Consider the following 22,101-nt stretch of genomic DNA (forward strand, 5'->3'; position numbering starts at 1 on the left):
GGGTCCCCCCGGCCGGAAACGGCTCAGGTGCGCAGCAGCAGCCACTCCTGCAACTCGACCAGATTGCCTTCGGGGTCCTTGAGATGGGCCACCCGCATGCGCTCCGTCATCGGCGCTGGCCCGTGCGCGAGGACCGCCCCGCGCCCGACGATCTCCTCGCAGTACGCGTCCAGGTCGTCGACCCGCAGCACCACGAGCGAGCGGTGCCCGGTCGCCGCGTCGGCCAGCTCACCGAGGAGTCCGGCCATCATCGCCCGGTCCTGGAGCGCGATGCCCGCCGAGCCGACGGTGAACCCGAACTTCTCGTACGGTCCGTCCTGGGCGCCCGACTGGGGTTTCAGGCCCAGGACTTCGCCGTAGAAGCGGTAGCAGGCAGGGAAGTCCGCGACGAGCAGACGGACCTGGGCGAGTTCCAACGCATCCCCCGGGGGGTTCGGTCAGGACCAGCGGCCGGTGCGTCCGAGGAGCAGCGCCGTCGCCGCGGTCCCGGCGGTCGACGTGCGCAACACGCTACGCCCGAGCCGGTACGGCTTCGCACCCGACTCGGCGAACACCGCGAGCTCCTCCGGGGAGACGCCCCCTTCCGGCCCGACCACCAGCACGATGTGCCCGGCCGCGGGCAGGTCCGCCGTGGCCAGCGGGTCGCTGCTGCCCTCCTCGTGCAGGACGGCGGCGAAGTCGGCGCCCGCGAGGAGCGCGGCGACCTGCTTGGTCGACGCGGCGTCGGCGATCTCGGGGAAGCGGACCCGGCGCGACTGCTTGCCCGCCTCGCGCGCGGTGGCCCGCCACTTGGCGAGGGCCTTGAGGCCGCGGTCGCCCTTCCACTGCGTGATGCAGCGCGACGCGGTCCACGGCACGACGGCGTCGACGCCGGTCTCCGTCATGGTCTCCACGGCGAGCTCGCCTCGGTCGCCCTTGGGCAGGGCCTGTACGACGGTGATGCGGGGCGCCTGGGCGGCCTCCTCGGCCACCGCGTCCAGCGCCACCACGAGCCGGTCCTTGCCCTCGGCGGCGACGACCACACCGTGCGCCGACCGTCCGGCGCCGTCGGTCAGGACGACGTCCTCACCGGCGTGCAGCCGCTTCACGGAGACGGCGTGCCGCCCTTCGGGCCCGTCGAGTACGTAGTGTCCGTCGCCGCCCGTGGTGAAGTCCTCGACGACGAAGACGGGGGCGGTCATGCCGCACCCTCCGCCGTCGACGCCGCCTTCGCCTCGGCCAGTTCGGCGGTGAGGACCTCGACGAGCTGTCCGGCGGGCAGCTCACGGGCGAGGCGGTGGCCCTGCCCGGCCCAGAGCGCCATGCCCTGTGCGTCACCGGCCTTCGCCGCGGCCTTGCGCAGGCCGCTGGTGAGGTGGTGGATCTGGGGGTAGGCGGCGGGCGCGTACGGGCCGTGCTCGCGCATGAAGCGGTTGACGAGGCCGCGCGCGGGGCGCCCGGAGAACGCCCGGGTCAGCTCGGTCCGCACGAACAGCGGGTTGGTCATGGCCTGCTTGTGCAGGGCGTTCGCGCCCGACTCGGGGGTGACGAGGAACGCCGTGCCGAGCTGCGCCATGTCCGCGCCCGCCGCGAGCACCGCGGCGATCTGCGCGCCGCGCATCAGGCCACCGGCCGCGACGATCGGGATCTGCACGGTCTCGCGGACCTGCGTGATGAGGGAGAGCAGCCCGATCCCGGCGCCGTCGGTCTCGGGGTTGTCCTTGTGGGTGCCCTGGTGTCCGCCCGCCTCGATGCCCTGCACACACACGGCGTCGGCCCCGGCCCACTGGGCGGTCTGGGCCTCCTCCGCAGTGGTGACGGTCACGACGGTCAGCGTGTTGACGCGGGCGAAGGAGTCGAGGACGTCACGGGTCGGGCAGCCGAAGGTGAAGGAGACGAGCGGCACGGGATCGTCGAGCAGGATCGCCAGCTTGGCGTCGTACCCGTCGTCGCGTCCGCTGTCCGGGTCGCCGAGCTCCGTCTCGTACCAGGTGGCCTCACCGGCGAGCTGGTTGCGGTAGACCTCGACGGCCGCGGGGTCCGCGGAGTCAGGCTGCGGCATGAAGAGATTGACGCCGAAGGGCCGCGAGGTGAGGCCCCGCACCTGTTTGATCTCCTGGTACATCCCGTCGGCGGTCTTGTACCCGGCGGCGAGGAACCCGAGCCCCCCGGCCTCGGCGACGGCCGCGGCCAGCCGGGGGCCGGAGGCACCGCCCGCCATGGGGGCCTGCACGATCGGACAGCGGCAGAGCTCGGTCAGTGCGGAGGACATGACGGCATCGTGCCACGCTCCGCCCGACCCACCGAATCGCGCCCCGCGCCTAGGCGCACGCCACCCCCTCCGCGCCCCGCAGACGACCGAAAAGCCCCCGGCGCCGGAAGAATCCGTCGCCGGGGGCCCAGAAGTCACCGCTCAAGGCGCTACCGCCCGTTGAACGCGTCCTTCAGGCGTGAGAACAGCCCCTGCTGGCCCGGCTGGAACTGCCCCGTGGGCCGCTCCTCGCCGCGCGCCTTCGACAGCTCGCGCAGCAGCCGCTCCTGCTCGGGGTCGAGCTTCGTCGGCGTGAGGACCTCGACGTGCACGATGAGGTCGCCCCGGCCGCCGCCGCGCAGGTGCGTGATGCCCCGCCCGTGCAGCGGGACGGACTGCCCCGACTGTGTGCCGGGCCGGATGTCGATCTCCTCGAGACCGTCCAGCGTCTCCAGCGGCACCTTCGTGCCGAGCGCCGCCGCCGTCATCGGAATGGTGACGGTGCAGTGCAGATCGTCGCCGCGCCGCTGGAAGACGGCGTGCGGCAGCTCGTGGATCTCTACGTAGAGGTCACCGGCGGGGCCGCCGCCGGGGCCGACCTCGCCCTCGCCCGCGAGCTGGATCCGCGTGCCGTTGTCGACACCTGCGGGGATCTTCACGGTCAGGGTCCTGCGCGACCGGATGCGGCCGTCACCGGCGCACTCGGGGCACGGGGTGGGCACGACCGTGCCGAAGCCCTGGCACTGCGGGCAGGGCCGCGAGGTCATGACCTGGCCGAGGAAGGACCGGGTGACCTGCGACACCTCACCGCGGCCGCGGCACATGTCACACGTCTGGGCGGAGGTACCGGGCGCAGCACCTTCACCACTGCAGGTCGTACACACCACAGCGGTGTCGACCTGTATGTCCTTGGTGGTCCCGAAGGCGGCCTCGTCGAGGTCGATCTCCAGCCGGATCATGGCGTCCTGGCCACGGCGCGTACGCGAGCGGGGCCCGCGCTGCGACGCCGTCCCGAAGAACGCGTCCATGATGTCGGAGAAGTTGCCGAAGCCGCCGGCGCCGAAGCCACCCGCGCCTCCGCCGCCGCCCGCCTGGGACAGGGGGTCGCCGCCGAGGTCGTAGACCTGCTTCTTCTGCGGGTCCGACAACACCTCGTACGCGGCGTTGATCTCCTTGAAGCGCTCCTGAGTCTTCGGGTCCGGATTCACATCCGGGTGAAGCTCTCGCGCAAGCCTCCGGAAGGCCTTCTTGATTTCGTCCTGGGAAGCGTCGCGGCGCACGCCGAGTACGGCGTAGTAGTCCGTGGCCACTTACGACTCCGCCAGGATCTGTCCGACGTAACGTGCCACTGCGCGTACTGCTCCCATCGTTCCCGGATAGTCCATGCGGGTCGGTCCGACCACGCCGAGTTTGGCTACTGCCTCGCTTCCCGAACCGTAGCCGACCGAGACCACGGACGTGGAGCTGAGTCCCTCATGGGCGTTCTCATGACCGATCCGTACGGCCATGCCCGAATCCTGCACCTCACCAAGCAACTTGAGGAGCACGACCTGCTCCTCAAGGGCTTCGAGAACGGGCCGGATGGTGAGGGGAAAGTCATGTCCGAAGCGAGTGAGATTGGCGGTGCCGCCGATCATCAGCCGCTCCTCCGTCTCCTCGACGAGTGTCTCGAGGAGGGTGGAGAGGACGGTCGTGACGGTGGAGCGGTCCTCGGCCTCGAAGGCCTCGGGCAGGTCCTGCACCAACTGTGGCACGTCCGCGAAGCGCCGCCCCGCGACCCTGCTGTTCAGCCTGGCCCGCAGGTCCGCGAGCGCGGTCTCGCCGAACGGTGCCGGGCAGTCGATCATGCGCTGCTCGACCCGCCCCGTGTCGGTGATCAGTACGAGCATCAGCCGGGCCGGGGCCAGCGAGAGCAGCTCCACGTGCCGCACCGTCGACCGCGTGAGCGACGGATACTGCACGACGGCGACCTGCCGGGTGAGCTGCGCGAGCAGCCGCACCGTACGCCCCACGACGTCGTCGAGGTCGACTGCGCCGTCGAGGAAATTCTGGATGGCCCGCCGCTCCGGCGCGGTCATCGGCTTGACGCCTGCGAGTTTGTCGACGAAGAGACGGTAGCCCTTGTCGGTCGGGATGCGCCCCGCGCTGGTGTGCGGCTGGGCGATGAACCCTTCCTCCTCAAGCACCGCCATGTCGTTGCGGACGGTGGCCGGGGAGACCCCCAGACGGTGTCGCTCGGTGAGCGCCTTGGAGCCGACGGGCTCCTCCGTCCCCACATAGTCATGGACGATGGCGCGCAGCACTTCGAGCCTGCGTTCACTGAGCATCGCGCACACCTCCAGCTGTCTCCGTCGCTCACGACGGGCTCCGGCAACCCCCGAGCCCCCTCGCCTGGCACTCACCGCGGGCGAGTGCCAGCACTTCAAAAGGTCAGTGTACGGCCGTGGGGTACGGGCCCGGCAAGACAGCGGCTGCCGAACACCGCCCGTACGGATAGCGTCACCGTATGAACGTGACGCCTGCATGGGAAGCGGCGGGCTGGGAGCGGCTCGCCCCACGCGTGGGACGGTGCCGCCTGCCCGTCTGGGACTGCACGGCGGGGCTCGTCGTCGGCGACGACGCGGCCCTCATGATCGAGGCGGGTGCGCATCTGGCCGAGGGCGCGGCGCTGCGGACCCAGGCCCGGCAGATCCTGGGCGACAGCCGCAGAGTGACCCACCTCGCGCTCACCCACCCGCACTTCGACCACGTCCTGGGGGCGGCGGCCTTCGCGGGCGTGGAGGTGTACGGGGCGGTGGGCATCGACACGGTCCTCGCCAGGGGCCGCGACGAGCTGCGCGCGGACGCGGTGCGGCACGGCCTGGACGCGGAGGCGGCGGCCGAGGCGGCCGACCTCCTGGTCTCCCCGCACCACCTGGTGTGCGGGGAGTGGACGCTCGACCTGGGCGGCGGCCTCCAGGTGCTGCTCGCGAACGTCGGCCCCGGCCACTCCGGCCACGACCTCGCGGTCCTGGTGCCCGGCACCGACGGCGGCCGGGAGGTCGTCTTCTGTGGCGACCTGGTCGAGGAGTCGGGCGAGCCGCAGGCGGGCCCGGACGCGGCGCCGAGCCACTGGCCCGCGGCGCTCGACCGCCTCCTGGACCTGGGCGGCGAGGAGGCGCTCTACGTACCCGGGCACGGTGCGACGGTAGATGCGGCTTTTGTCCGTGCCCAACGCGCCACACTGGCAACCCGCTTCGGCGTGTCGTAGCCGAACCCGCGCTCGCTCTTCCTATCGTCACCAGAATGCGCCAGTACTCCGCCGACCTCACGCCCCCTTGGAAGAAGCCGAAGCCCGTGCCGGAGGTGGCCGCGGACGCGGACCTCGTGGTGGAGGAGCTGAGCACCGGCTTCTGCGGGGCGGTGATCCGCTGCGAGAAGACGGCGCAGGGCCCGACGGTGACCCTGGAGGACCGCTTCGGCAAGCAGCGCGTCTTCCCGATGGAGCCGCGCGGCTTCCTCCTGGAGGGCCGCCCGGTCACCCTGGTCCGCCCCACCCAGGCCCCCGTACGCCCCTCCCGCACCGCCTCCGGCTCGGTGGCCGTCCCCGGCGCGCGGGCCAGGGTCGCCCGTGCGGGACGCATCTACGTAGAGGGCCGTCACGACGCCGAACTGGTCGAGCGCGTCTGGGGCGACGACCTCCGCATCGAGGGCGTCGTCGTCGAGTACCTGGAGGGCATCGACGACCTCCCCGCGATCGTCGCCGAGTTCGCCCCCGGCCCCGACGCCCGCCTCGGCGTCCTGGTCGACCACCTGGTCCCCGGCTCCAAGGAGTCCCGCATCGCCACGCAGGTCACCAGCGCCCACGCCCTGGTGGTCGGCCACCCCTACATCGACATCTGGGAGGCGGTGAAGCCCTCCTCGGTCGGCATCCCCGCGTGGCCCCGCATCCCCCGGGGCCAGGACTGGAAGACGGGCATCTGCAAGTCCCTCGGCTGGCCGGAAAGCACGGGCGCGGCCTGGCAACGCATCCTGAACTCGGTCCACTCCTACAAGGACCTGGAGCCCCCACTCCTGGGCCGAGTAGAAGAACTAATCGACTTCGTCACACTCCCGTAGCCCCCGTTTGCCCCGCAACATCCAGCGGGCGTAGGGGCCCGAGGTCACCCCCACCGGGCCGCAGCCGCGTACGAGACGGGAGGGGACGCGGGGGTATGTGCGCACGGAGCACCGAGCACACCCTGACGGCAAGAGACCTCCGACGCGGCGCAGGGATAGCGAGTACGCACATACCCCCGCGGCCCCGCACCCACAACCGAACCCCAAGCGCAGACGCCCGCCCAGAGCGCGCCCCCGCCAGACCTAGTCCACCAGGTCCCGCACCACCGCATCCGCCAACAACCGCCCCCGAAGCGTCAGCACAGCCCGCCCCTCCCCGTACGGCCCCGCCTCAAGGAGCCCCTCGTCCCGCGCCCGCACGGACGCCGCGAGCCCGGCCTCCCGAAGCAGCGACAACGGGCACCCCTCCCGCAGCCGGAGCTCCAGCAGGATCCGCTCCACCCGCCGGTCCTCCGCGGAGAGCACCTCGCGCCCGGCCCCGGGCGACTTCCCACCCGCCAGCGCCCCCGCATACGCCCCGGGATGCTTGACGTTCCACCACCGCACGCCGCCCACGTGGCTGTGCGCCCCGGGCCCGGCCCCCCACCAGTCGGCACCCCGCCAGTACAGCTCGTTGTGCAGGCACCGGCCGCTCTCGGACGTGGCCCAGTTGGACACCTCGTACCACTCGAAGCCCGCACCCCCCAGCACCTCGTCGGCGATCAGGTACCGGTCCGCGTGCACGTCGTCGTCGGTCATCGGCACCTCGCCGCGCCGGATCCGCCGCGCCAGCTGCGTGCCCTCCTCCACGATCAGCGCATAGGCGCTGACGTGGTCGGGCCCGGCCCCGAGCGCCGCGTCGAGCGTGGCGCGCCAGTCGTCGTCCGTCTCGCCCGGCGTGCCGTAGATCAGGTCGAGGTTCACGTGCTCGAACCCCGCCGCCCGCGCCTCCGCGACGCACGCCTCGGGCCGACCGGGCGTGTGCGTACGGTCGAGCACCTTCAGGACGTGCTGCTTCGCGCTCTGCATGCCGAAGGAGACCCGGTTGAACCCGCCCTCCCGCAGCTCGCTCAGATACGCCTCGTCGACCGACTCCGGATTCGCCTCGGTCGTGATCTCCGCGTCGTCCGCGAGCCCGAATTCGTCCCGTACGGCAGCGAGCATCCGTACGAGATCGCGCGCGGCGAGCAGCGTCGGCGTACCACCGCCCACGAACACGGTCCGCACGGGCCGCGGGTCGTCGCCCAGGACCTTCCTGGCGAGCCGCACCTCGTCGACGAGGGTCTCCGCGTAGTTGTCGCGGGAGGCGAGCACACCGCCGGAGCCGCGCAGCTCGGTCGCGGTGTAGGTGTTGAAGTCGCAGTACCCGCAGCGCGTGGCGCAGTACGGGACGTGCAGGTAGAAGCCGAGGGGGCGGGAGGCCGCGCCGTCGAGGGCGGACGCGGGCAGCGCGCCGTCCTCAGGCATGGGCTCACCATCGGGCAGTGCGGAAGGCATACCTTCGATTGTCCCCCACCGCACGGCACACCCCGCTCGCCCCGCCTCCGCCAAGCCCGCCCCACCCAGCCCGCAGCCCGCCTCACCGGGCCCGAAGCACCAGCAACGCCAGATCGTCGTCCGGCGGCCGCTCGGAGAACTCGTGCACGAGCCGCCGGATCCGCTCCGCCACCAGACCCGCGTCGAGCCCCGCGCAGCTGGCGAGCGCCGCCGCGAGCCCGTCGCCGTCGTCGAACTGGCGCCGACCCGTGCGGCGCTCGGTCACGCCGTCCGTGACGCACAGGAGCGTCTCGCCGGACCGCAGGTCGAAGCTCTCGCTCGTGTACGTCTCGTCGTCGACGACCCCGAGCAGCATCTGCGGAGTGGCCGCCTCCCGCACCTCGCCGTCGGCGGACATGAGGAGCGGCAGCGGATGCCCCGCGCACGCGATCGTGCAGCGCACTCCCCCTTCGTACGGAACGATCTCGCCGTACAGGAGCGAGAGGAAGCGCGAGGTGGGGCTGTCGGGCAGCAGCGCCTGCCCGCCCGCCACCGCGACGACCGCGGCCGCCGCGTCCGCCGCCTCGGTCGCGTCGTCGAGGAGGAGCTGGTTGAGGCGGTCCATGACCTCCGCGACCTCGTACCCCTCGCGGGCGAGCAGCCGCAGCCAGGGGCGGGCGAGACCGATGACGACGGCCGCCTCGGGACCCTTGCCCTGGACGTCGCCGAGCGCGAAGCACCAGCGGCCCTCGCCCGCCTGGAACACGTCGTAGAAGTCGCCGCCGGGGCCGCCCTTGTCCCGCGGCTCGTAGACGAGGCCGCTCTCGACGCCGGGGATCTCCGCGACCTTGCTGGGCAGCAGCCCCCGCTGGAGCACCTGGCTGATGTTGGCCTGGCGCTGGTAGCGCCGTGCGGTGCTGATGGCCAGGGCGACCCGGCGGCTGAAGTCCTCGACGAGTCCGGTGACTTCGTCGGGGAAGCGGATGAGGCCCGCCCGGCCGATGACGAGCGTGCCGAGGGCGCGCCCGCCCGCGGTCAGCCGGTACGCCAGCGCCGCGCCGGACGTTCCGCCCGCGGGCACCTCCCCGGGCCAGGGGACGGGGAAGGCGCCCGAGCCCGCCGTGTCCGGCACCCGGGGTGGCTCCTTCTCCAGAACGCGGCGCAGCTCCTCTATCCGGTGCTCGCTGGTGTGCCACACCCGGGCGAGCCGTGCGCCCTGCAGGCCCACGGGGCCGTGCCCCGACTCCTGGGACGTGTCGTCGAGCCACACCGCGCACCAGTCCGCGAGGCGCGGCACGAGCAGCTGTCCGGCGAGGGCGGCCACCAGGTCCTCGTCGAACTGTCCGGCCAGCAGGTCGGAGGCTTCGGCGAGGAAGGTGAGCGCGCCCCTGTTGACCCACTCGGTGTCCTGCGAGGTGCGCCTGGGCATCGGCGCGAGGATCTCGGCGGCGCGCAGTCCGCGCTGCAGCGCCTGTTCGCTCGCGTACGACTCGATCTCCTGGACGGCCTGGACGCCATCGACGGGCAGCCGGGCCCAGACCGACTTGGTGCCCGTGCGGTAGGTGATGCCCCAGGACTCGGAGAGGGTCGCGACGAGGTGGAGGCCCCGGCCGTACTCGGGGGTGCCGGACGACGGCGGGCGCTGCTCGCCGCGGACGGCGCGGGAGGGGTGGTGGTCGGAGACCTCGATGACGACGGAGTCCGCGCTCTCGCCCGGCAGTGCCTCGTCGAGCCTGCACATCAGCTCGACGGCCGTGCCCGCGTGCACGACGGCGTTGGTCACCAACTCGCTGACCAGCAGCACCGAGTCGTCGGCCAGCCGGTCGGTGAGGCCCGCGGACGCCGGGACCCCGAGCTCGGTCCAGTCGGCGAGTGCCGCTCGCACGAATTTACGTGCGGCGGCGGGTGCCAGCGGATTTCCGGGCAGCGACGTGCGCGCCACCGCCGGTGGCCCGGGGCGGCCCGGGTCCATGGCGGAGACACGGATATCGGCCTCCCGTTGCAGCGGAATGGACCCCACGGTGCGGCTCCTGAGCAGTTCGGGCGAATACGCCTCAGGCGACACCGACAGAGTGACAGACTGGCCACGCCCATAAGCACCGAGTTACCGAAGTGGGCCGTTATGAGTGAGAACAGTGCTATGCCTGTGCCTGCAAAACGCCGGATTCCGGCCCAGGCGCAGAACGTCGAGTCCGATACGGATCCGGCCAACCGACAGCTGCGCCCGCTTCTCGCTGCCATGCGTGCCGCAAGGGACGGCGACTTCACCAAGGTGACGCCGGTGGGCGACGGCATGACCGCCGAGCTGTACGCGGTGTTCAACGAGATGCTCGACCGTTCGGTTCACTTCGACGCCGAACTGATCCGCGTGCGCCGCGAGATCATAAGGCACGGCCGGCTGGACGAACGGTTCGGCGCGAGCCCGGGTCAGGGCAGGTGGGCCGCCCGCGTATCGGAGGTCAACACCCTGCTCGACGCGCTGGTCGCCCCGGCGGCGAACGCCACCCGGGTGCTGAACGCGGTGGCGGGCGGCGACCTCACCCAGCGGGTCGACCTGCACGACGGCACCCGTGAACTGCGGGGCGATTTACGTCGCCTGGGGCGTGCGGTCAACGCGATGGTGGACCAGCTGTCCCTCTTCACGGGCGAGGTCACGCGCGTCGCGCGCGAGGTCGGCACGGAGGGGCGCCTCGGCGGGCGCGCCAAGGTGCGCGGTCTCTCGGGCAGTTGGCGGGATGTGACCGAAGCCGTCAACACGATGGCGGCGCGGCTCACCGCACAGGTGCGGGACATCGCCCTCGTGACCACGGCGGTGGCGCAGGGTGACCTGACACGCACAGTGACCGTCGAGGCGACGGGCGAGCTCCTCGAACTGAAGCTCACCGTGAACACGATGGTGGAGCAGCTCTCCGCGTTCGCCGCCGAAGTGACGCGTGTGGCGCGCGAGGTCGGCACCGAGGGCCAGTTGGGCGGCCGGGCCCAGGCGCGCGGAGTGTCGGGCGTGTGGAAAGACCTCACCGACAACGTCAACTTCATGGCGTCGAACCTCACCTCCCAGGTCCGCAACATCGCCCAGGTCACCACGGCCGTCGCCAACGGCGACCTCAGCCAGAAGATCACCGTCGACGCCCGGGGCGAGATCCTGGAGCTGAAGTCGACGGTGAACACGATGGTGGACCAGCTGTCCGCCTTCGCCGACGAGGTCACCCGCGTCGCCCGCGAGGTCGGCACCGAGGGAAACCTGGGCGGGCGCGCTCAGGTGCGGGGCGTGTCGGGCGTGTGGAAGGACCTCACCGACAACGTCAACTTCATGGCCGACAACCTCACCTCCCAGGTGCGCAACATCGCGCTGGTGTCGACGGCCGTGGCCCAGGGCGACCTGGGCAAGAAGATCACGGTCGAGGCGAAGGGCGAGATCCTCGAACTGAAGTCGACGATCAACACGATGGTGGACCAGCTGTCCGCCTTCGCCGACGAGGTCACCCGCGTCGCCCGCGAGGTCGGCACCGAGGGAAACCTGGGCGGTCAGGCCCAGGTCCGGGGCGTCTCCGGCGTGTGGAAGGACCTCACCGACAACGTCAACTTCATGGCGTCGAACCTCACCTCCCAGGTCCGCAACATCGCCCAGGTCACCACGGCCGTCGCCAACGGCGACCTGTCCAAGATGATCACGGTCACGGCGCGCGGCGAGATCCTGGAGCTGAAGGACACCGTCAACACGATGGTGGAGCAGCTGCGTGCCTTCGCCGACGAGGTGACCCGTGTGGCCCGCGAGGTCGGCACGGACGGCAGGCTCGGCGGCCGCGCGCAGGTGCTTGGCGTGTCCGGCGTGTGGAAGGACCTCACGGACAACGTCAACTACATGGCCGACAACCTCACCGGACAGGTCCGCAACATCGCGCAGGTCGCGACGGCCGTGGCCCAGGGCGACCTCTCCAAGAAGATCGACGTCGACGCGCGCGGCGAGATCCTGGAGTTGAAGACCACCATCAACACCATGGTGGACACGCTGTCCTCGTTCTCCTCCGAGGTCACCCGCGTGGCCCGCGAGGTCGGCTCCGAGGGCCAGCTCGGCGGCCAGGCCCGGGTCGAGGGTGTGTACGGCACGTGGAAGCGCCTGACGACGAACGTGAACGAGCTGGCGCTGAACCTCACCACCCAGGTCCGCGCCATCGCCGAGGTCGCCTCCGCCGTGGCCCAGGGCGACATGACCCGCTCCATCACGGTCGAGACGCGCGGCGAGGTGTCCGAGCTCAAGGACAACATCAACCTCATGGTCTCCAACCTCCGCGAGACCACCCGCGCCAAGGACTGGCTGGAGTCCAACCTCGCCCGCCTCGCCGGTCTGATGCAGGGCCACCGGGACCTGATGGAGGTCGCCGACCTGATCCTGCGCGAGCTGACCCCGCTGGTGAACGCGCAGTACGGCGCCTTCTTCCTGGCCGACCCGGACACGGCCGAAGCCCCGGCGCCCAGCCAGGTGACCGCCAAGGGCCTCGCCTTCATCGCCGGGTACGGCGCGGCGGAGGGCTCGGTCGTCGACACCGGCGGCATGCCCGCGCAGGGTCTGGTCCGCCAGGCGGCGCTGGAGAAGAAGCGCATCCTCGTCGAGGAGGTCCCGCCGGAGTACATCAAGATCCACTCGGGGCTCGGCGACGCCGCCCCCGCCACGGTCGTCATCATCCCGATCCTCTTCGAGGACAAGCTGCTCGGCGTCATCGAGCTGGCCACGTTCTCCCGCTTCTCCGACGTCCACCTGGCGTTCTTCGACCAGTTCGTGAACACCATCGGCGTCGCGATCAACACGATCATCGCCAACTCCCGTACGGAGTCCCTGCTCGGCGAGTCTCAGCGGCTGGCCATGCAGCTCCAGGAGCGCTCGGACGAACTCCAGCGGCAGCAGGCCGAACTGCGCCGTTCGAACGCGGAGCTGGAGGAGAAGGCCGCCCTGCTGGCCACGAGCTCCCAGTACAAGTCGGAGTTCCTGGCGAACATGTCGCACGAGCTGCGCACCCCGCTCAACTCCCTGCTGATCCTCGCCCGGCTGCTCTCCGACAACCCCGACGACCACCTCTCCGACCAAGAGGTGCAGTTCGCGACGACCATCCACCGCTCGGGCTCCGACCTGCTCCAGCTCATCAACGACATCCTGGACCTGTCGAAGATCGAGGCGGGCCGGATGGACGTACGCCCCAAGAAGCTCCCGCTCATCAAGGTCCTCGACTACGTCCACGCGACGTTCCGCCCGCTCACCCTCGACCGCGGTCTCGCCTTCGACGTGTCGGTGGGCGAGGACGTGCCGCGCGAGATGTTCTCGGACGAGCAGCGCCTCCAGCAGATCCTGCGCAACCTGCTGTCCAACGCGGTCAAGTTCACCTCGGCGGGCAGCGTCGAGCTGCGGGTCAGCCGGGTCACGCAGTCCTCGGGCGACCGGCTGCTCCACGACAACGACGACCTGCTGTGCTTCGCCGTCAGCGACACCGGCATCGGCATTCCGTCCGAGCAACTGCCGGTGATCTTCGAGGCGTTCCAGCAGGCCGACGGCACCACCAACCGCAAGTACGGCGGCACCGGACTCGGCCTCTCCATCAGCCGCGAGATCGCGGGCCTGCTCGGCGGCCGCATCACCGCACAGAGCCACCCCGGCCAGGGCTCGACCTTCTCGCTCTACGTTCCCGTGGTGCACCCGGGCCACGGCGCCGCCGCCATCGCGTACGCGGCAGCGCACACCCAGCACCTGCCGGAACCGATCGAGCAGGCGGCCCTGCGGCCGCACACCGCGCTCGAACCCGACGACAGCTGGCCCACGCCCACCAAGCTGGAGGAGTGGAAGGAAGGGCGCGCGGGCCGCATACTGCCGGGCCGCAGGGTGCTCATCGTCGACGACGACATCCGCAACGTCTTCGCGCTCACCCATGTCCTCAGCCGCGTCGGCATGCCCGTCCTGTACGCGGAGAACGGCCGCGAGGGCATCGAGACGCTGGAGCGCAATCCGGATGTCGACATCGTGCTGATGGACATCATGATGCCGGAGATGGACGGCTACGAAACCATGGTCGCGATCCGTCGCAGCCCCCGCTGGCGGGGCCTGCCGATCGTCGCCCTCACCGCCAAGGCCATGCCCGGAGACCGTGAGAAGGCCATCTCCCAGGGCGCCACCGACTACGTCCCCAAACCCGTGGACGTAGACCAACTGCTCGGCGTCGTCTGCGCCCTCCTGGACCCAGCCGGCTCGTCGACCGACGAGCAATCCACGACCCCCGATCCAGAGACCGTCGTTCAGGAGCAGGACAGCGTCCAAGAAGAAAGCGCTGTTCCTCCGGCGACCGAGTGAGGCACCGTGACCATGAGTGCAGAGGCCGTTACCGACAACCGCGCGAGCATCCTCCTAGTCGACGACATGGAGGACAATCTGATGGCGCTCGAAGCCGTCCTCGGGTCACTGAACGAGCCCCTGGTGCGGGCTCGTTCGGGCGAGGAGGCCATGAAGGCGATTCTGCGGCAACGATTCGCCGTGATCCTTCTGGACGTCCGCATGCCCGGCATGGACGGCTTCGAGACCGCGTCGAACATCAAACGGCTCGACCAGACCAAGGACGTGCCGATCATCTTCCTGACGGGCACCGACAACGACGCGGGCTACGCGTTCCGTGGCTATGCGACCGGAGCGGCGGACTATCTCACCAAGCCGTTCGACCCCTGGGTGCTGCGCGCCAAGGTCACCGTCTTCCTCGAACTGCACCGCAAGAACAGGCAGCTGGAGCGGATACTGGCCCGTGAGCAGCGCCAGTTCGACGAGTTGGCCGCGCGTCTGTCGGCCATCGAGACCCATATGGCGGCGAGCAGCCTCAAGGACGTCCTCGATCTGCGCCGCCACGTGACGCATATGGAGGAACTGGTGCAGGAAATGCGCCGTGGCCGGGGCGTCTAGACCGACACCCCGACCGACCGCGTGACGAACCATGAGGGGCCCCCTGGACCCCGGGGCCCCGAGCCGACGGATCAGGCCTCGCGCGACCCCGCGTACATGTCCTCGATCAGGTGCTTGTACTCCCGCTCCACCACCGGACGCTTCAGCTTCAGGCTGGGCGTCAGCTCGCCGTGCTCGACATCGAGGTCGCGCGGCAGGAGCCGGAACTTCTTGATGGTCTGCCAGCGCTGCAGGCCTTCGTTGAGCTCGCGCACATAGCCGTCGATGAGCTCGACCGTCGCGGGAGCGGCGCACACCTCCGCGTACGACTTGCCCTCCTGACCGTTCTCCTTGGCCCAGTCGAGGATGGCGGGCTCGTCGAGGGAGATCAGGGCGGTGCAGAAGTTCCGGTCGGCGCCGTGCACGAGGATGTTGGAGACGTACGGACACACGGCCTTGAATTGGCCCTCAACCTCGGCGGGCGCGATGTACTTGCCGCCGGACGTTTTGATCAGGTCCTTCTTGCGGTCCGTGATCCGCAGATAGCCGTCGACGGACAGCTCGCCGATGTCCCCGGTGTGGAACCACCCGTCGGACTCCAGGACCTCGGCCGTCTTCTCGGGCAGCCCGTGGTAGCCCTCCATGATGCCGGGGCCGCGCAGCAGGATCTCGCCGTCGTCCGCGATGCGCACCTCGGTGCCGGGCAGCGGCTTGCCGACCGTGCCGGTGCGGTAGGCCTCGCCGGGGTTCACGAAGGAGGCCGCGGAGGACTCGGTCAGGCCGTACCCCTCCAGGATGTGGATGCCCGCGCCCGCGAAGAAGTAGCCGATCTCGGGCGCGAGCGCGGCGGAGCCGGAGACGGCGGCGCGCAGCCGTCCGCCGAAGGCCTCGCGAAGCTTGGAGTAGACGAGGGCGTCGGCGGTCCTGTGCTTGGCGCGCAGCCCGAAGGGCACGGACGCGGTGCCGGTCCTGCGGAAGTTGTCCTGGCTGACCTTCGCGTACTCGCGGGAGACGTCGGCCGCCCACTGGAAGATCTTGTACTTGGCTCCGCCACCGGCCCGCGCCTTGGCCGCGACGCCGTTGTAGACCTTCTCGAAGATGCGGGGCACGGCCGCCATGTACGTCGGCTGCACCACCGGGAGGTTCTCGATGATCTTGTCCACGCGGCCGTCGACGGCGGTGACGTGCCCGAGCTCGATCTGCCCGGAGGTCAGCACCTTGCCGAAGACGTGGGCGAGCGGCAGCCACAGGTACTGCACGTCGTCGGGGCCGAGCAGGCCGGTCGCCGCGATGGCCTTGGCCATGTACGACCAGTTGTCCTGCGGCAGGCGGACACCCTTGGGGCGGCCCGTGGTGCCTGAGGTGTAGATGATCGTGGCGAGCTGGTCGGCGGTGATCGCCGCGATCCGCTCCTTGATGAGCTCCGGGTTCTTCTCCAGGTGCGCGGCGCCGCGGGCCTCCAGGTCGGCGAGGGTGAGCAGCCAGCCCTCGGGGTCGCCCTCGGCGGGCTCGGCGCCCGCGGGGTCGAGCACCACGACGTGCCGCAGCTCGGGCAGCTCGGCGCGCTTCTCGCGGGCCTTGGCGAGCTGCGCGGCGTCCTCGGCGATCAGCACGCGGCTGCCGGAGTCGGCCAGGATGTACGCCGACTCCTCGGCGTTGGTCTGCGGATAGACGGTGGTGGTGGCCGCGCCCGCGCACATGATGCCGAGGTCGCAGAGGATCCACTCGACGCGCGTGGACGAGGCGAGGGCGACGCGGTCCTCGGCCTGCAGGCCCAGCTCGACGAGCCCGGCCGCGATGGCGTGGACGCGGTCGGCGGCCTGCGCCCAGCTGAGCGTCTGCCAGTCGTCGGGGCCCTCGCCGGACGCCGCCGGGACGGGGTACCGGTAGGCCTCGGCGTCCGGGGTTGCCGCCACGCGCTCCAGGAAGAGATGCGCCACGGAGGGCGGACGGTTCTCGATCAAGGTCTGTGTGTCGCTCACGACATCCTCCGGGCCCACGGCAGTGCGGCGAACTGGCTGGCGGCTGCTTCTTACGTGTGTTCTGACGTCCCTGCGGCTACTTGTTTAACTTGCGAGTAACCTACGAGTGGTGATCAGAGTAGAGCTCCGACGCCGAGTGCGTAAGGGGCATCTGCCTGTCACTTCCTCCAGACACCCATACAGAACGAGCCCGCCCGCCGAAACGCGCCGCGGGCCCGATGCGTGTGCGCACCGGGCCCGCGTGACCGCGGCGGCGCCGCGGTCGGGGAACTACTTCTTGGCCTTGCCGGGGCCGCTGTCGTCGCTGGAGAGCACGGCGATGAAGGCTTCCTGCGGCACCTCGACGGAGCCGACCATCTTCATGCGCTTCTTGCCCTCCTTCTGCTTCTCGAGCAGCTTGCGCTTACGGGAGATGTCACCGCCGTAGCACTTGGCGAGGACGTCCTTGCGGATGGCGCGGATGGTCTCGCGGGCAATGACCCTTGACCCGATCGCGGCCTGGACGGGCACCTCGAAGGCCTGCCGCGGGATGAGCTCGCGCAGCTTGGCGACGAGCCGCACGCCGTACGCGTACGCCTGGTCCTTGTGCGTGACCGCCGAGAACGCGTCGACCTTGTCGCCGTGCAGCAGGATGTCGACCTTGACGAGCTGGGCGGACTGCTCGCCGGTGGGCTCGTAGTCCAGCGAGGCGTAACCGCGCGTCTTGGACTTCAGCTGGTCGAAGAAGTCGAAGACGATCTCGGCGAGCGGCAGCGTGTACCGGATCTCGACGCGGTCCTCGGAGAGGTAGTCCATGCCGAGCATGACGCCGCGCCGGTTCTGGCAGAGCTCCATGATCGAGCCGATGAACTCGCTGGGCGCCAGGATCGTGGCGCGCACCACGGGCTCGAAGACCTGGTCGATCTTGCCCTCGGGGAATTCACTCGGGTTGGTGACCGTGTGCTCGGCGCCGTCCTCCATGATCACGCGGTAGACCACGTTGGGGGCGGTGGCGATCAGGTCGAGCCCGAACTCGCGCTCCAGGCGCTCGCGGATCACGTCCAGGTGCAGCAGACCCAGGAAACCGACGCGGAAACCGAAGCCGAGAGCGGCCGAGGTCTCCGGCTCGTAGACGAGCGCGGCGTCGTTGAGCTGCAGCTTGTCGAGGGCCTCGCGGAGGTCCGGGTACTCCGAGCCGTCCAGCGGGTACAGGCCCGAGAACACCATCGGCTTGGGGTCCTTGTAACCGCCGAGCGGCTCGGTGGCGCCCTTGTGCAGAGAGGTGATCGTGTCACCGACCTTGGACTGACGGACGTCCTTCACGCCGGTGATGATGTAACCCACCTCACCGACGCCGATGCCGTCGGCCGGGGTCATCTCGGGGGAGGAGACACCGATCTCAAGGAGCTCGTGCGTGGCGCCGGTGGACATCATCCGGATCCGCTCGCGCTTGTTGAGCTGGCCGTCGACCACTCGTACGTACGTCACGACGCCGCGGTAGGAGTCGTAGACCGAGTCGAAGATCATCGCGCGGGCCGGGGCGTCCTTGACGCCGACCGGCGGCGGGATCTCGGCGACGACCTTGTCGAGCAGCGCCTCGACGCCCATGCCGGTCTTCGCGGAGACCTTCAGGACGTCCTCGGGCTCGCAGCCGATCAGGTTGGCGAGCTCCTCGGAGAACTTCTCCGGCTGGGCCGCGGGCAGGTCGATCTTGTTCAGTACGGGGACGATCTTGAGGTCGTTCTCCATCGCCAGGTAGAGGTTGGCGAGAGTCTGCGCCTCGATGCCCTGGGCCGCGTCGACCAGGAGGATCGTGCCCTCACAGGCCGCGAGCGAACGTGAGACTTCATACGTGAAGTCCACGTGGCCCGGGGTGTCGATCATGTTGAGGATGTGGGTACTGCCCTGGTCCTGGCCCTCTGTCGGGGCCCAGGGCAGACGCACCGCCTGGGACTTGATCGTGATGCCGCGCTCGCGCTCGATGTCCATGCGGTCGAGGTACTGAGCACGCATCTGCCGCTGATCCACCACACCGGTCAGCTGGAGCATGCGGTCGGCGAGCGTGGACTTGCCGTGGTCGATGTGCGCGATGATGCAGAAATTGCGGATCAGCGCCGGGTCGGTACGGCTCGGCTCGGGCACATTTTTAGGGGTCGCGGGCACGCAGGGTCCTGTCTCTTGAGGCGCCTGTCGCCTCGGGTCGGATCTATACGTAGATTCCATCGTCCCATGGGTGGGGCACTGCGCCCGGTTTGGGCCGGTCGGAGGGCGGCTGGTACCGTGGACAGCTGTGTCTCGTAGCCCTCTCAAGCATCGAGGCGCGTGTCATAACACTCATCTGCAGAACCTCTGCAGTACCTGAACCTGAAAAGGCTCTTTCGTGGCGAACATCAAGTCCCAGATCAAGCGGATCAAGACCAACGAGAAGGCGCGTCAGCGCAACAAGGCGGTCAAGTCTTCGCTGAAGACCGCGATCCGCAAGGCCCGCGAGGCCGTTGCCGCCGGTGACACCCAGAAGGCTGCCGAGCTCACGCGTGAGGCCACGCGTCAGCTGGACAAGGCCGTCTCCAAGGGCGTCATCCACAAGAACCAGGCCGCCAACAAGAAGTCGGCGCTTGCGACGAAGGCCGCGTCCCTCAAGGGCTGAAGCTCTTGACCCCGGTTCGCCGGGGCGCTGATCAATCCTCCCGCGAGGGTAATTCGAGCCCTCTACCTCGAATCGCGGACAGACCACGCAGTACGCCACGCTGCGACGATGCCCCCGGACCCACTCCGGGGGCATTGCTGTGTCTGGGGGCGGGGCGCTGGGGGCGGGGGTGCTGTGTCAGGGGCGCGGGGCCCCGGAGGCGGGGCGCTGGGGGTGCTGTGTCAGGGGCGCGGGGAACTGTGCGACAAGCCACGCCGCACGCCGCACGCCGCAGACGAAACGCACCCGAGCCACGCAGACGCCAGGCCCACGGCCTGTTATCGCCCGGACCGCGCCGCACGGGCGATGGCGACGACCGCCTTCTCCAGCGCGTACTCCGGGTCGTCTCCGCCACCCTTGACGCCCGCGTCGGCCGCGGCCACCGCGGTGAGCGCCGCGGCCACGCCGTCCGGCGTCCAGCCGCGCATCTGCTGGCGCACGCGGTCGATCTTCCAGGGCGGCATGCCCAGCTCACGGGCGAGGTCGGCGGGGCGTCCGCCGCGCGCGGAGGAGAGCTTGCCGATCGCCCGGACGCCCTGCGCGAGGGCGCTGGTGATCATGACGGGGGCGACACCGGTCGCCAGGGACCAGCGCAGCGCTTCGAGCGCCTCGGCGGCCCGGCCCTCGACGGCCCGGTCGGCCACGGTGAAGCTGGAGGCCTCGGCCCGGCCCGTGTAGTACCGCCCGACGACCGCTTCGTCGATCGTGCCCTCGATGTCCGCCACCAGCTGGGCGGCCGCGGAGGCGAGCTCGCGCAGATCGCTGCCGATCGAGTCGACGAGGGCCTGGCACGCCTCCGGGGTCGCCGAACGGCCCAGGGTGCGGAACTCGCCGCGCACGAACGAGAGCCGGTCCGCGGGCTTGGTCATCTTGGGGCAGGCGACCTCGCGCGCGCCCGCCTTCCGCGCCGCGTCGAGCAGCGCCTTGCCCTTGGCGCCGCCCGCGTGCAGCAGGACGAGGGTGATCTCCTCGACGGGCGACCCCAGATACGCCTTGACGTCCTTGACCGTGTCGGCCGACAGATCCTGCGCATTGCGCACGACGACGACCTTGCGCTCGGCGAAGAGCGACGGGCTGGTCAGCTCGGCGAGCGTGCCGGGCTGCAGCAGGTCGGGGGTGAGGTCGCGCACGTCCGTGTCCGCGTCGGCGGCGCGGGCGGCCGCGACCACCTCCCGCACGGCGCGGTCGAGGAGGAGGTCCTCCTGCCCCACGGCGAGCGTGAGAGGAGCGAGCGGATCGTCGTTAGCTGTCTTCCTGGCCATCGCGGTCAAGCATCCCACGCGCCACTGACAGCCCGTCCCGCCCGACCGGGGCCGCACGGATGCCCCGGCCGTCGTAGCGGAGAATGGGCCCGTGACCGACGTACGACATGTCCTGGTGCTGCCCGACCGCGATGCCGCGGAGGTGGTGGCCGAAGAGCTCCCCGACCGGTTCGGCGTGGCCGAGGAGCCCCAGCTGGTCCGCGACGCCCTGGCGGGCGAGGACGACGCCGAGGACGCCCAGTGGCTGGTCGTGGTCGAGGACCCGGACTCCCGCCTCGACCCGTCGGCCCTCGACGAACTGGCCGCCGAGCACGAGGGCTGGCTGGAGGCCCCGTAGCGAACGCCGACCGGTGGGCGCGGTCAGCCGCTCTTGGGGATGACCTGGATGTCGAGGTCGATCGTGATGCTGTGCCCGACGGCGGCGATGCCGCGCGCGAGCATCGTCTGCCAGGTGATCGTGAAGTCGTCGCGGTGCAGTTCGGTGGTGGCCCGGCAGGCGACGCGGGTCTCGCCCTGAAGCCCCTTGCCGACCCCGAGGTACTCGGTGTCGAGCGTGACCGTCCGCGTCACACCGTGCAGCGTCAGGCCGCCGGATATCGCCCAGCGGCTGCCGCCCTTGTGGACGAAGCGTTCGCTGTAGAACTCCATCGTCGGGAACCGCTCCACGTCGAGGAAGTCGCCGGAGCGCAGATGGTCGTCGCGCATCTTGACCGCGGTGTCGATGGAGGCCGCGTCGATGACGACGTGCATCGCGGAGTCCTCCATCCGCTCCCCCATCCGGATCGCACCCGCAAAGCTGTTGAACCTGCCGTGGATGCGGGCAAGCCCGATGTGCCGCGCGGTGAAGCCGACCGAGGAGTGCAGGGGGTCCACCTCCCAGTCACCGGGCTCGGGGAGCGCCGGAGGCTGGGCGACCTGGAGCGTGACGTCACCGAGCGAGGCGTGCGCGTCCTCGCCCACCGTGGCGCTCGCCCGGTACGGGGTGAAGCCCTCCGCCGAGACCGCGAGCCGGTAGTCCCCGGCCGGAACAGCCGTGACGAACGATCCGAAGGGGTCGGTGCCCCCACTGACCACCTTGCGCCCCATGGCGTCGCTCACGGCGAATTCCGCGTTCCGCACGGGCTCGTTGACCGGGTCGAGCACCCGACAGCTGAGTACCCCCGCACTCGACGGGACCGTGAGCGCCGACAAGGCTCCCACCCGCCCGGTCCGATTCGTACGGTTTCCCAGCCAGCGGCCGAACACGCTCGACACACCCCCGCCTTCCTTGACAACAACTGCAAACTACAACGAATAGGCATTCGATCACCGTTGCGGCTTTCGATGCAACACGGACCCAGATCACGGGAATGCTGCCGATGCGCTGGGAAGTGTCGCGACTGGACCGAATTGGCCGCGGCGGGGGCGCCGAGGGCGGTGCGGAGGGGGGCCCTGGCGCGGGCTCGGGGATACGAGAGCGGTGCTCACGGTGGGAGAGCAGTGCTCACGGCGAGAGAGCA

At 70.4% G+C, this 22,101-nt stretch carries 17 protein-coding genes; 6 read left to right on the forward strand and 11 right to left on the reverse strand.

The annotated features are described in order from the left end of the window. Positions 1 to 23 precede the first annotated feature (23 nt). From AC068B_RS03355 to hrcA, 5 genes are all read right to left on the reverse strand, one after another. Positions 24 to 416: a VOC family protein gene (locus AC068B_RS03355; RefSeq protein WP_356262389.1), complete on the reverse strand. Its 393-nt coding sequence runs from the start codon at positions 414 to 416 to the stop codon at positions 24 to 26. Positions 417 to 437: 21 nt separating this feature from the next. Then, positions 438 to 1,181, reverse strand: coding sequence for a 16S rRNA (uracil(1498)-N(3))-methyltransferase (locus AC068B_RS03360; RefSeq protein ID WP_478668682.1), 744 nt, complete (start codon positions 1,179 to 1,181; stop codon positions 438 to 440). Beyond that, positions 1,178 to 2,251, reverse strand: a complete 1,074-nt coding sequence (locus AC068B_RS03365) for a nitronate monooxygenase (protein WP_478668684.1) — start codon at positions 2,249 to 2,251, stop codon at positions 1,178 to 1,180. The genes AC068B_RS03360 and AC068B_RS03365 overlap by 4 nt, the downstream gene beginning before the upstream one ends. 149 nt (positions 2,252 to 2,400) lie before the next feature. After that, positions 2,401 to 3,540, reverse strand: a complete 1,140-nt coding sequence (dnaJ, locus tag AC068B_RS03370) for a molecular chaperone DnaJ (protein ID WP_356262395.1) — start codon at positions 3,538 to 3,540, stop codon at positions 2,401 to 2,403. Beyond that, complete coding sequence (gene hrcA, locus AC068B_RS03375) at positions 3,541 to 4,557, reverse strand: heat-inducible transcriptional repressor HrcA (RefSeq protein WP_478668685.1); 1,017 nt, start codon at positions 4,555 to 4,557, stop codon at positions 3,541 to 3,543. A gap of 185 nt (positions 4,558 to 4,742) precedes the next feature. On the opposite strand from hrcA, the gene AC068B_RS03380 reads away from it, so the two are divergent. Together AC068B_RS03380 and AC068B_RS03385 are read left to right on the forward strand one after the other, a co-directional pair. Continuing rightward, positions 4,743 to 5,480, forward strand: coding sequence for an MBL fold metallo-hydrolase (locus tag AC068B_RS03380; RefSeq protein ID WP_478669230.1), 738 nt, complete (start codon positions 4,743 to 4,745; stop codon positions 5,478 to 5,480). Positions 5,481 to 5,515: 35 nt separating this feature from the next. Then, complete coding sequence (locus AC068B_RS03385; RefSeq protein WP_478668687.1) at positions 5,516 to 6,328, forward strand: DUF3097 domain-containing protein; 813 nt, start codon at positions 5,516 to 5,518, stop codon at positions 6,326 to 6,328. A 243-nt stretch (positions 6,329 to 6,571) separates the two neighbouring features. On the opposite strand, the gene hemW is transcribed toward AC068B_RS03385, so the two are convergent. Together hemW and AC068B_RS03395 are read right to left on the reverse strand one after the other, a co-directional pair. Beyond that, on the reverse strand, positions 6,572 to 7,804 hold the full coding sequence (hemW, locus tag AC068B_RS03390) for a radical SAM family heme chaperone HemW (RefSeq protein ID WP_478668688.1): 1,233 nt from the start codon (positions 7,802 to 7,804) through the stop codon (positions 6,572 to 6,574). 82 nt (positions 7,805 to 7,886) lie between these two features. Next, the gene (locus AC068B_RS03395) at positions 7,887 to 9,803 is read right to left on the reverse strand and encodes a SpoIIE family protein phosphatase (RefSeq protein WP_478668690.1); all 1,917 of its coding nucleotides are present in this window, start codon (positions 9,801 to 9,803) and stop codon (positions 7,887 to 7,889) included. Positions 9,804 to 10,022: 219 nt separating this feature from the next. Between AC068B_RS03395 and AC068B_RS03400 the strand changes: the two genes are divergently transcribed. Beyond that, complete coding sequence (locus tag AC068B_RS03400) at positions 10,023 to 14,117, forward strand: HAMP domain-containing protein (RefSeq protein WP_478668692.1); 4,095 nt, start codon at positions 10,023 to 10,025, stop codon at positions 14,115 to 14,117. Between the two features lie 12 nt (positions 14,118 to 14,129). Then, positions 14,130 to 14,714: a response regulator gene (locus AC068B_RS03405; RefSeq protein WP_478669232.1), complete on the forward strand. Its 585-nt coding sequence runs from the start codon at positions 14,130 to 14,132 to the stop codon at positions 14,712 to 14,714. 71 nt (positions 14,715 to 14,785) lie between these two features. Here the strand turns inward: AC068B_RS03405 and AC068B_RS03410 are convergent, their stop codons facing one another. Further along, positions 14,786 to 16,675, reverse strand: coding sequence for an AMP-dependent synthetase/ligase (locus AC068B_RS03410; RefSeq protein WP_478668693.1), 1,890 nt, complete (start codon positions 16,673 to 16,675; stop codon positions 14,786 to 14,788). Between the two features lie 270 nt (positions 16,676 to 16,945). Next, complete coding sequence (lepA, locus tag AC068B_RS03415; protein WP_468562348.1) at positions 16,946 to 18,817, reverse strand: translation elongation factor 4; 1,872 nt, start codon at positions 18,815 to 18,817, stop codon at positions 16,946 to 16,948. Between the two features lie 217 nt (positions 18,818 to 19,034). On the opposite strand from lepA, the gene rpsT reads away from it, so the two are divergent. Beyond that, on the forward strand, positions 19,035 to 19,301 hold the full coding sequence (rpsT, locus tag AC068B_RS03420) for a 30S ribosomal protein S20 (RefSeq protein ID WP_055564969.1): 267 nt from the start codon (positions 19,035 to 19,037) through the stop codon (positions 19,299 to 19,301). A gap of 317 nt (positions 19,302 to 19,618) precedes the next feature. On the opposite strand, the gene holA is transcribed toward rpsT, so the two are convergent. Continuing rightward, complete coding sequence (gene holA, locus AC068B_RS03425) at positions 19,619 to 20,602, reverse strand: DNA polymerase III subunit delta (protein WP_478668694.1); 984 nt, start codon at positions 20,600 to 20,602, stop codon at positions 19,619 to 19,621. Between the two features lie 91 nt (positions 20,603 to 20,693). Between holA and AC068B_RS03430 the strand changes: the two genes are divergently transcribed. Next, positions 20,694 to 20,939, forward strand: coding sequence for a hypothetical protein (locus AC068B_RS03430; protein ID WP_055564971.1), 246 nt, complete (start codon positions 20,694 to 20,696; stop codon positions 20,937 to 20,939). Between the two features lie 23 nt (positions 20,940 to 20,962). Here AC068B_RS03430 and AC068B_RS03435 read toward each other — a convergent pair whose 3' ends face one another. Then, the gene (locus AC068B_RS03435; RefSeq protein WP_478669233.1) at positions 20,963 to 21,847 is read right to left on the reverse strand and encodes a YceI family protein; all 885 of its coding nucleotides are present in this window, start codon (positions 21,845 to 21,847) and stop codon (positions 20,963 to 20,965) included. Between the last annotated feature and the right edge of the window lie 254 nt (positions 21,848 to 22,101).

This window comes from Streptomyces sp. NPDC042371, from assembly GCF_056437465.1.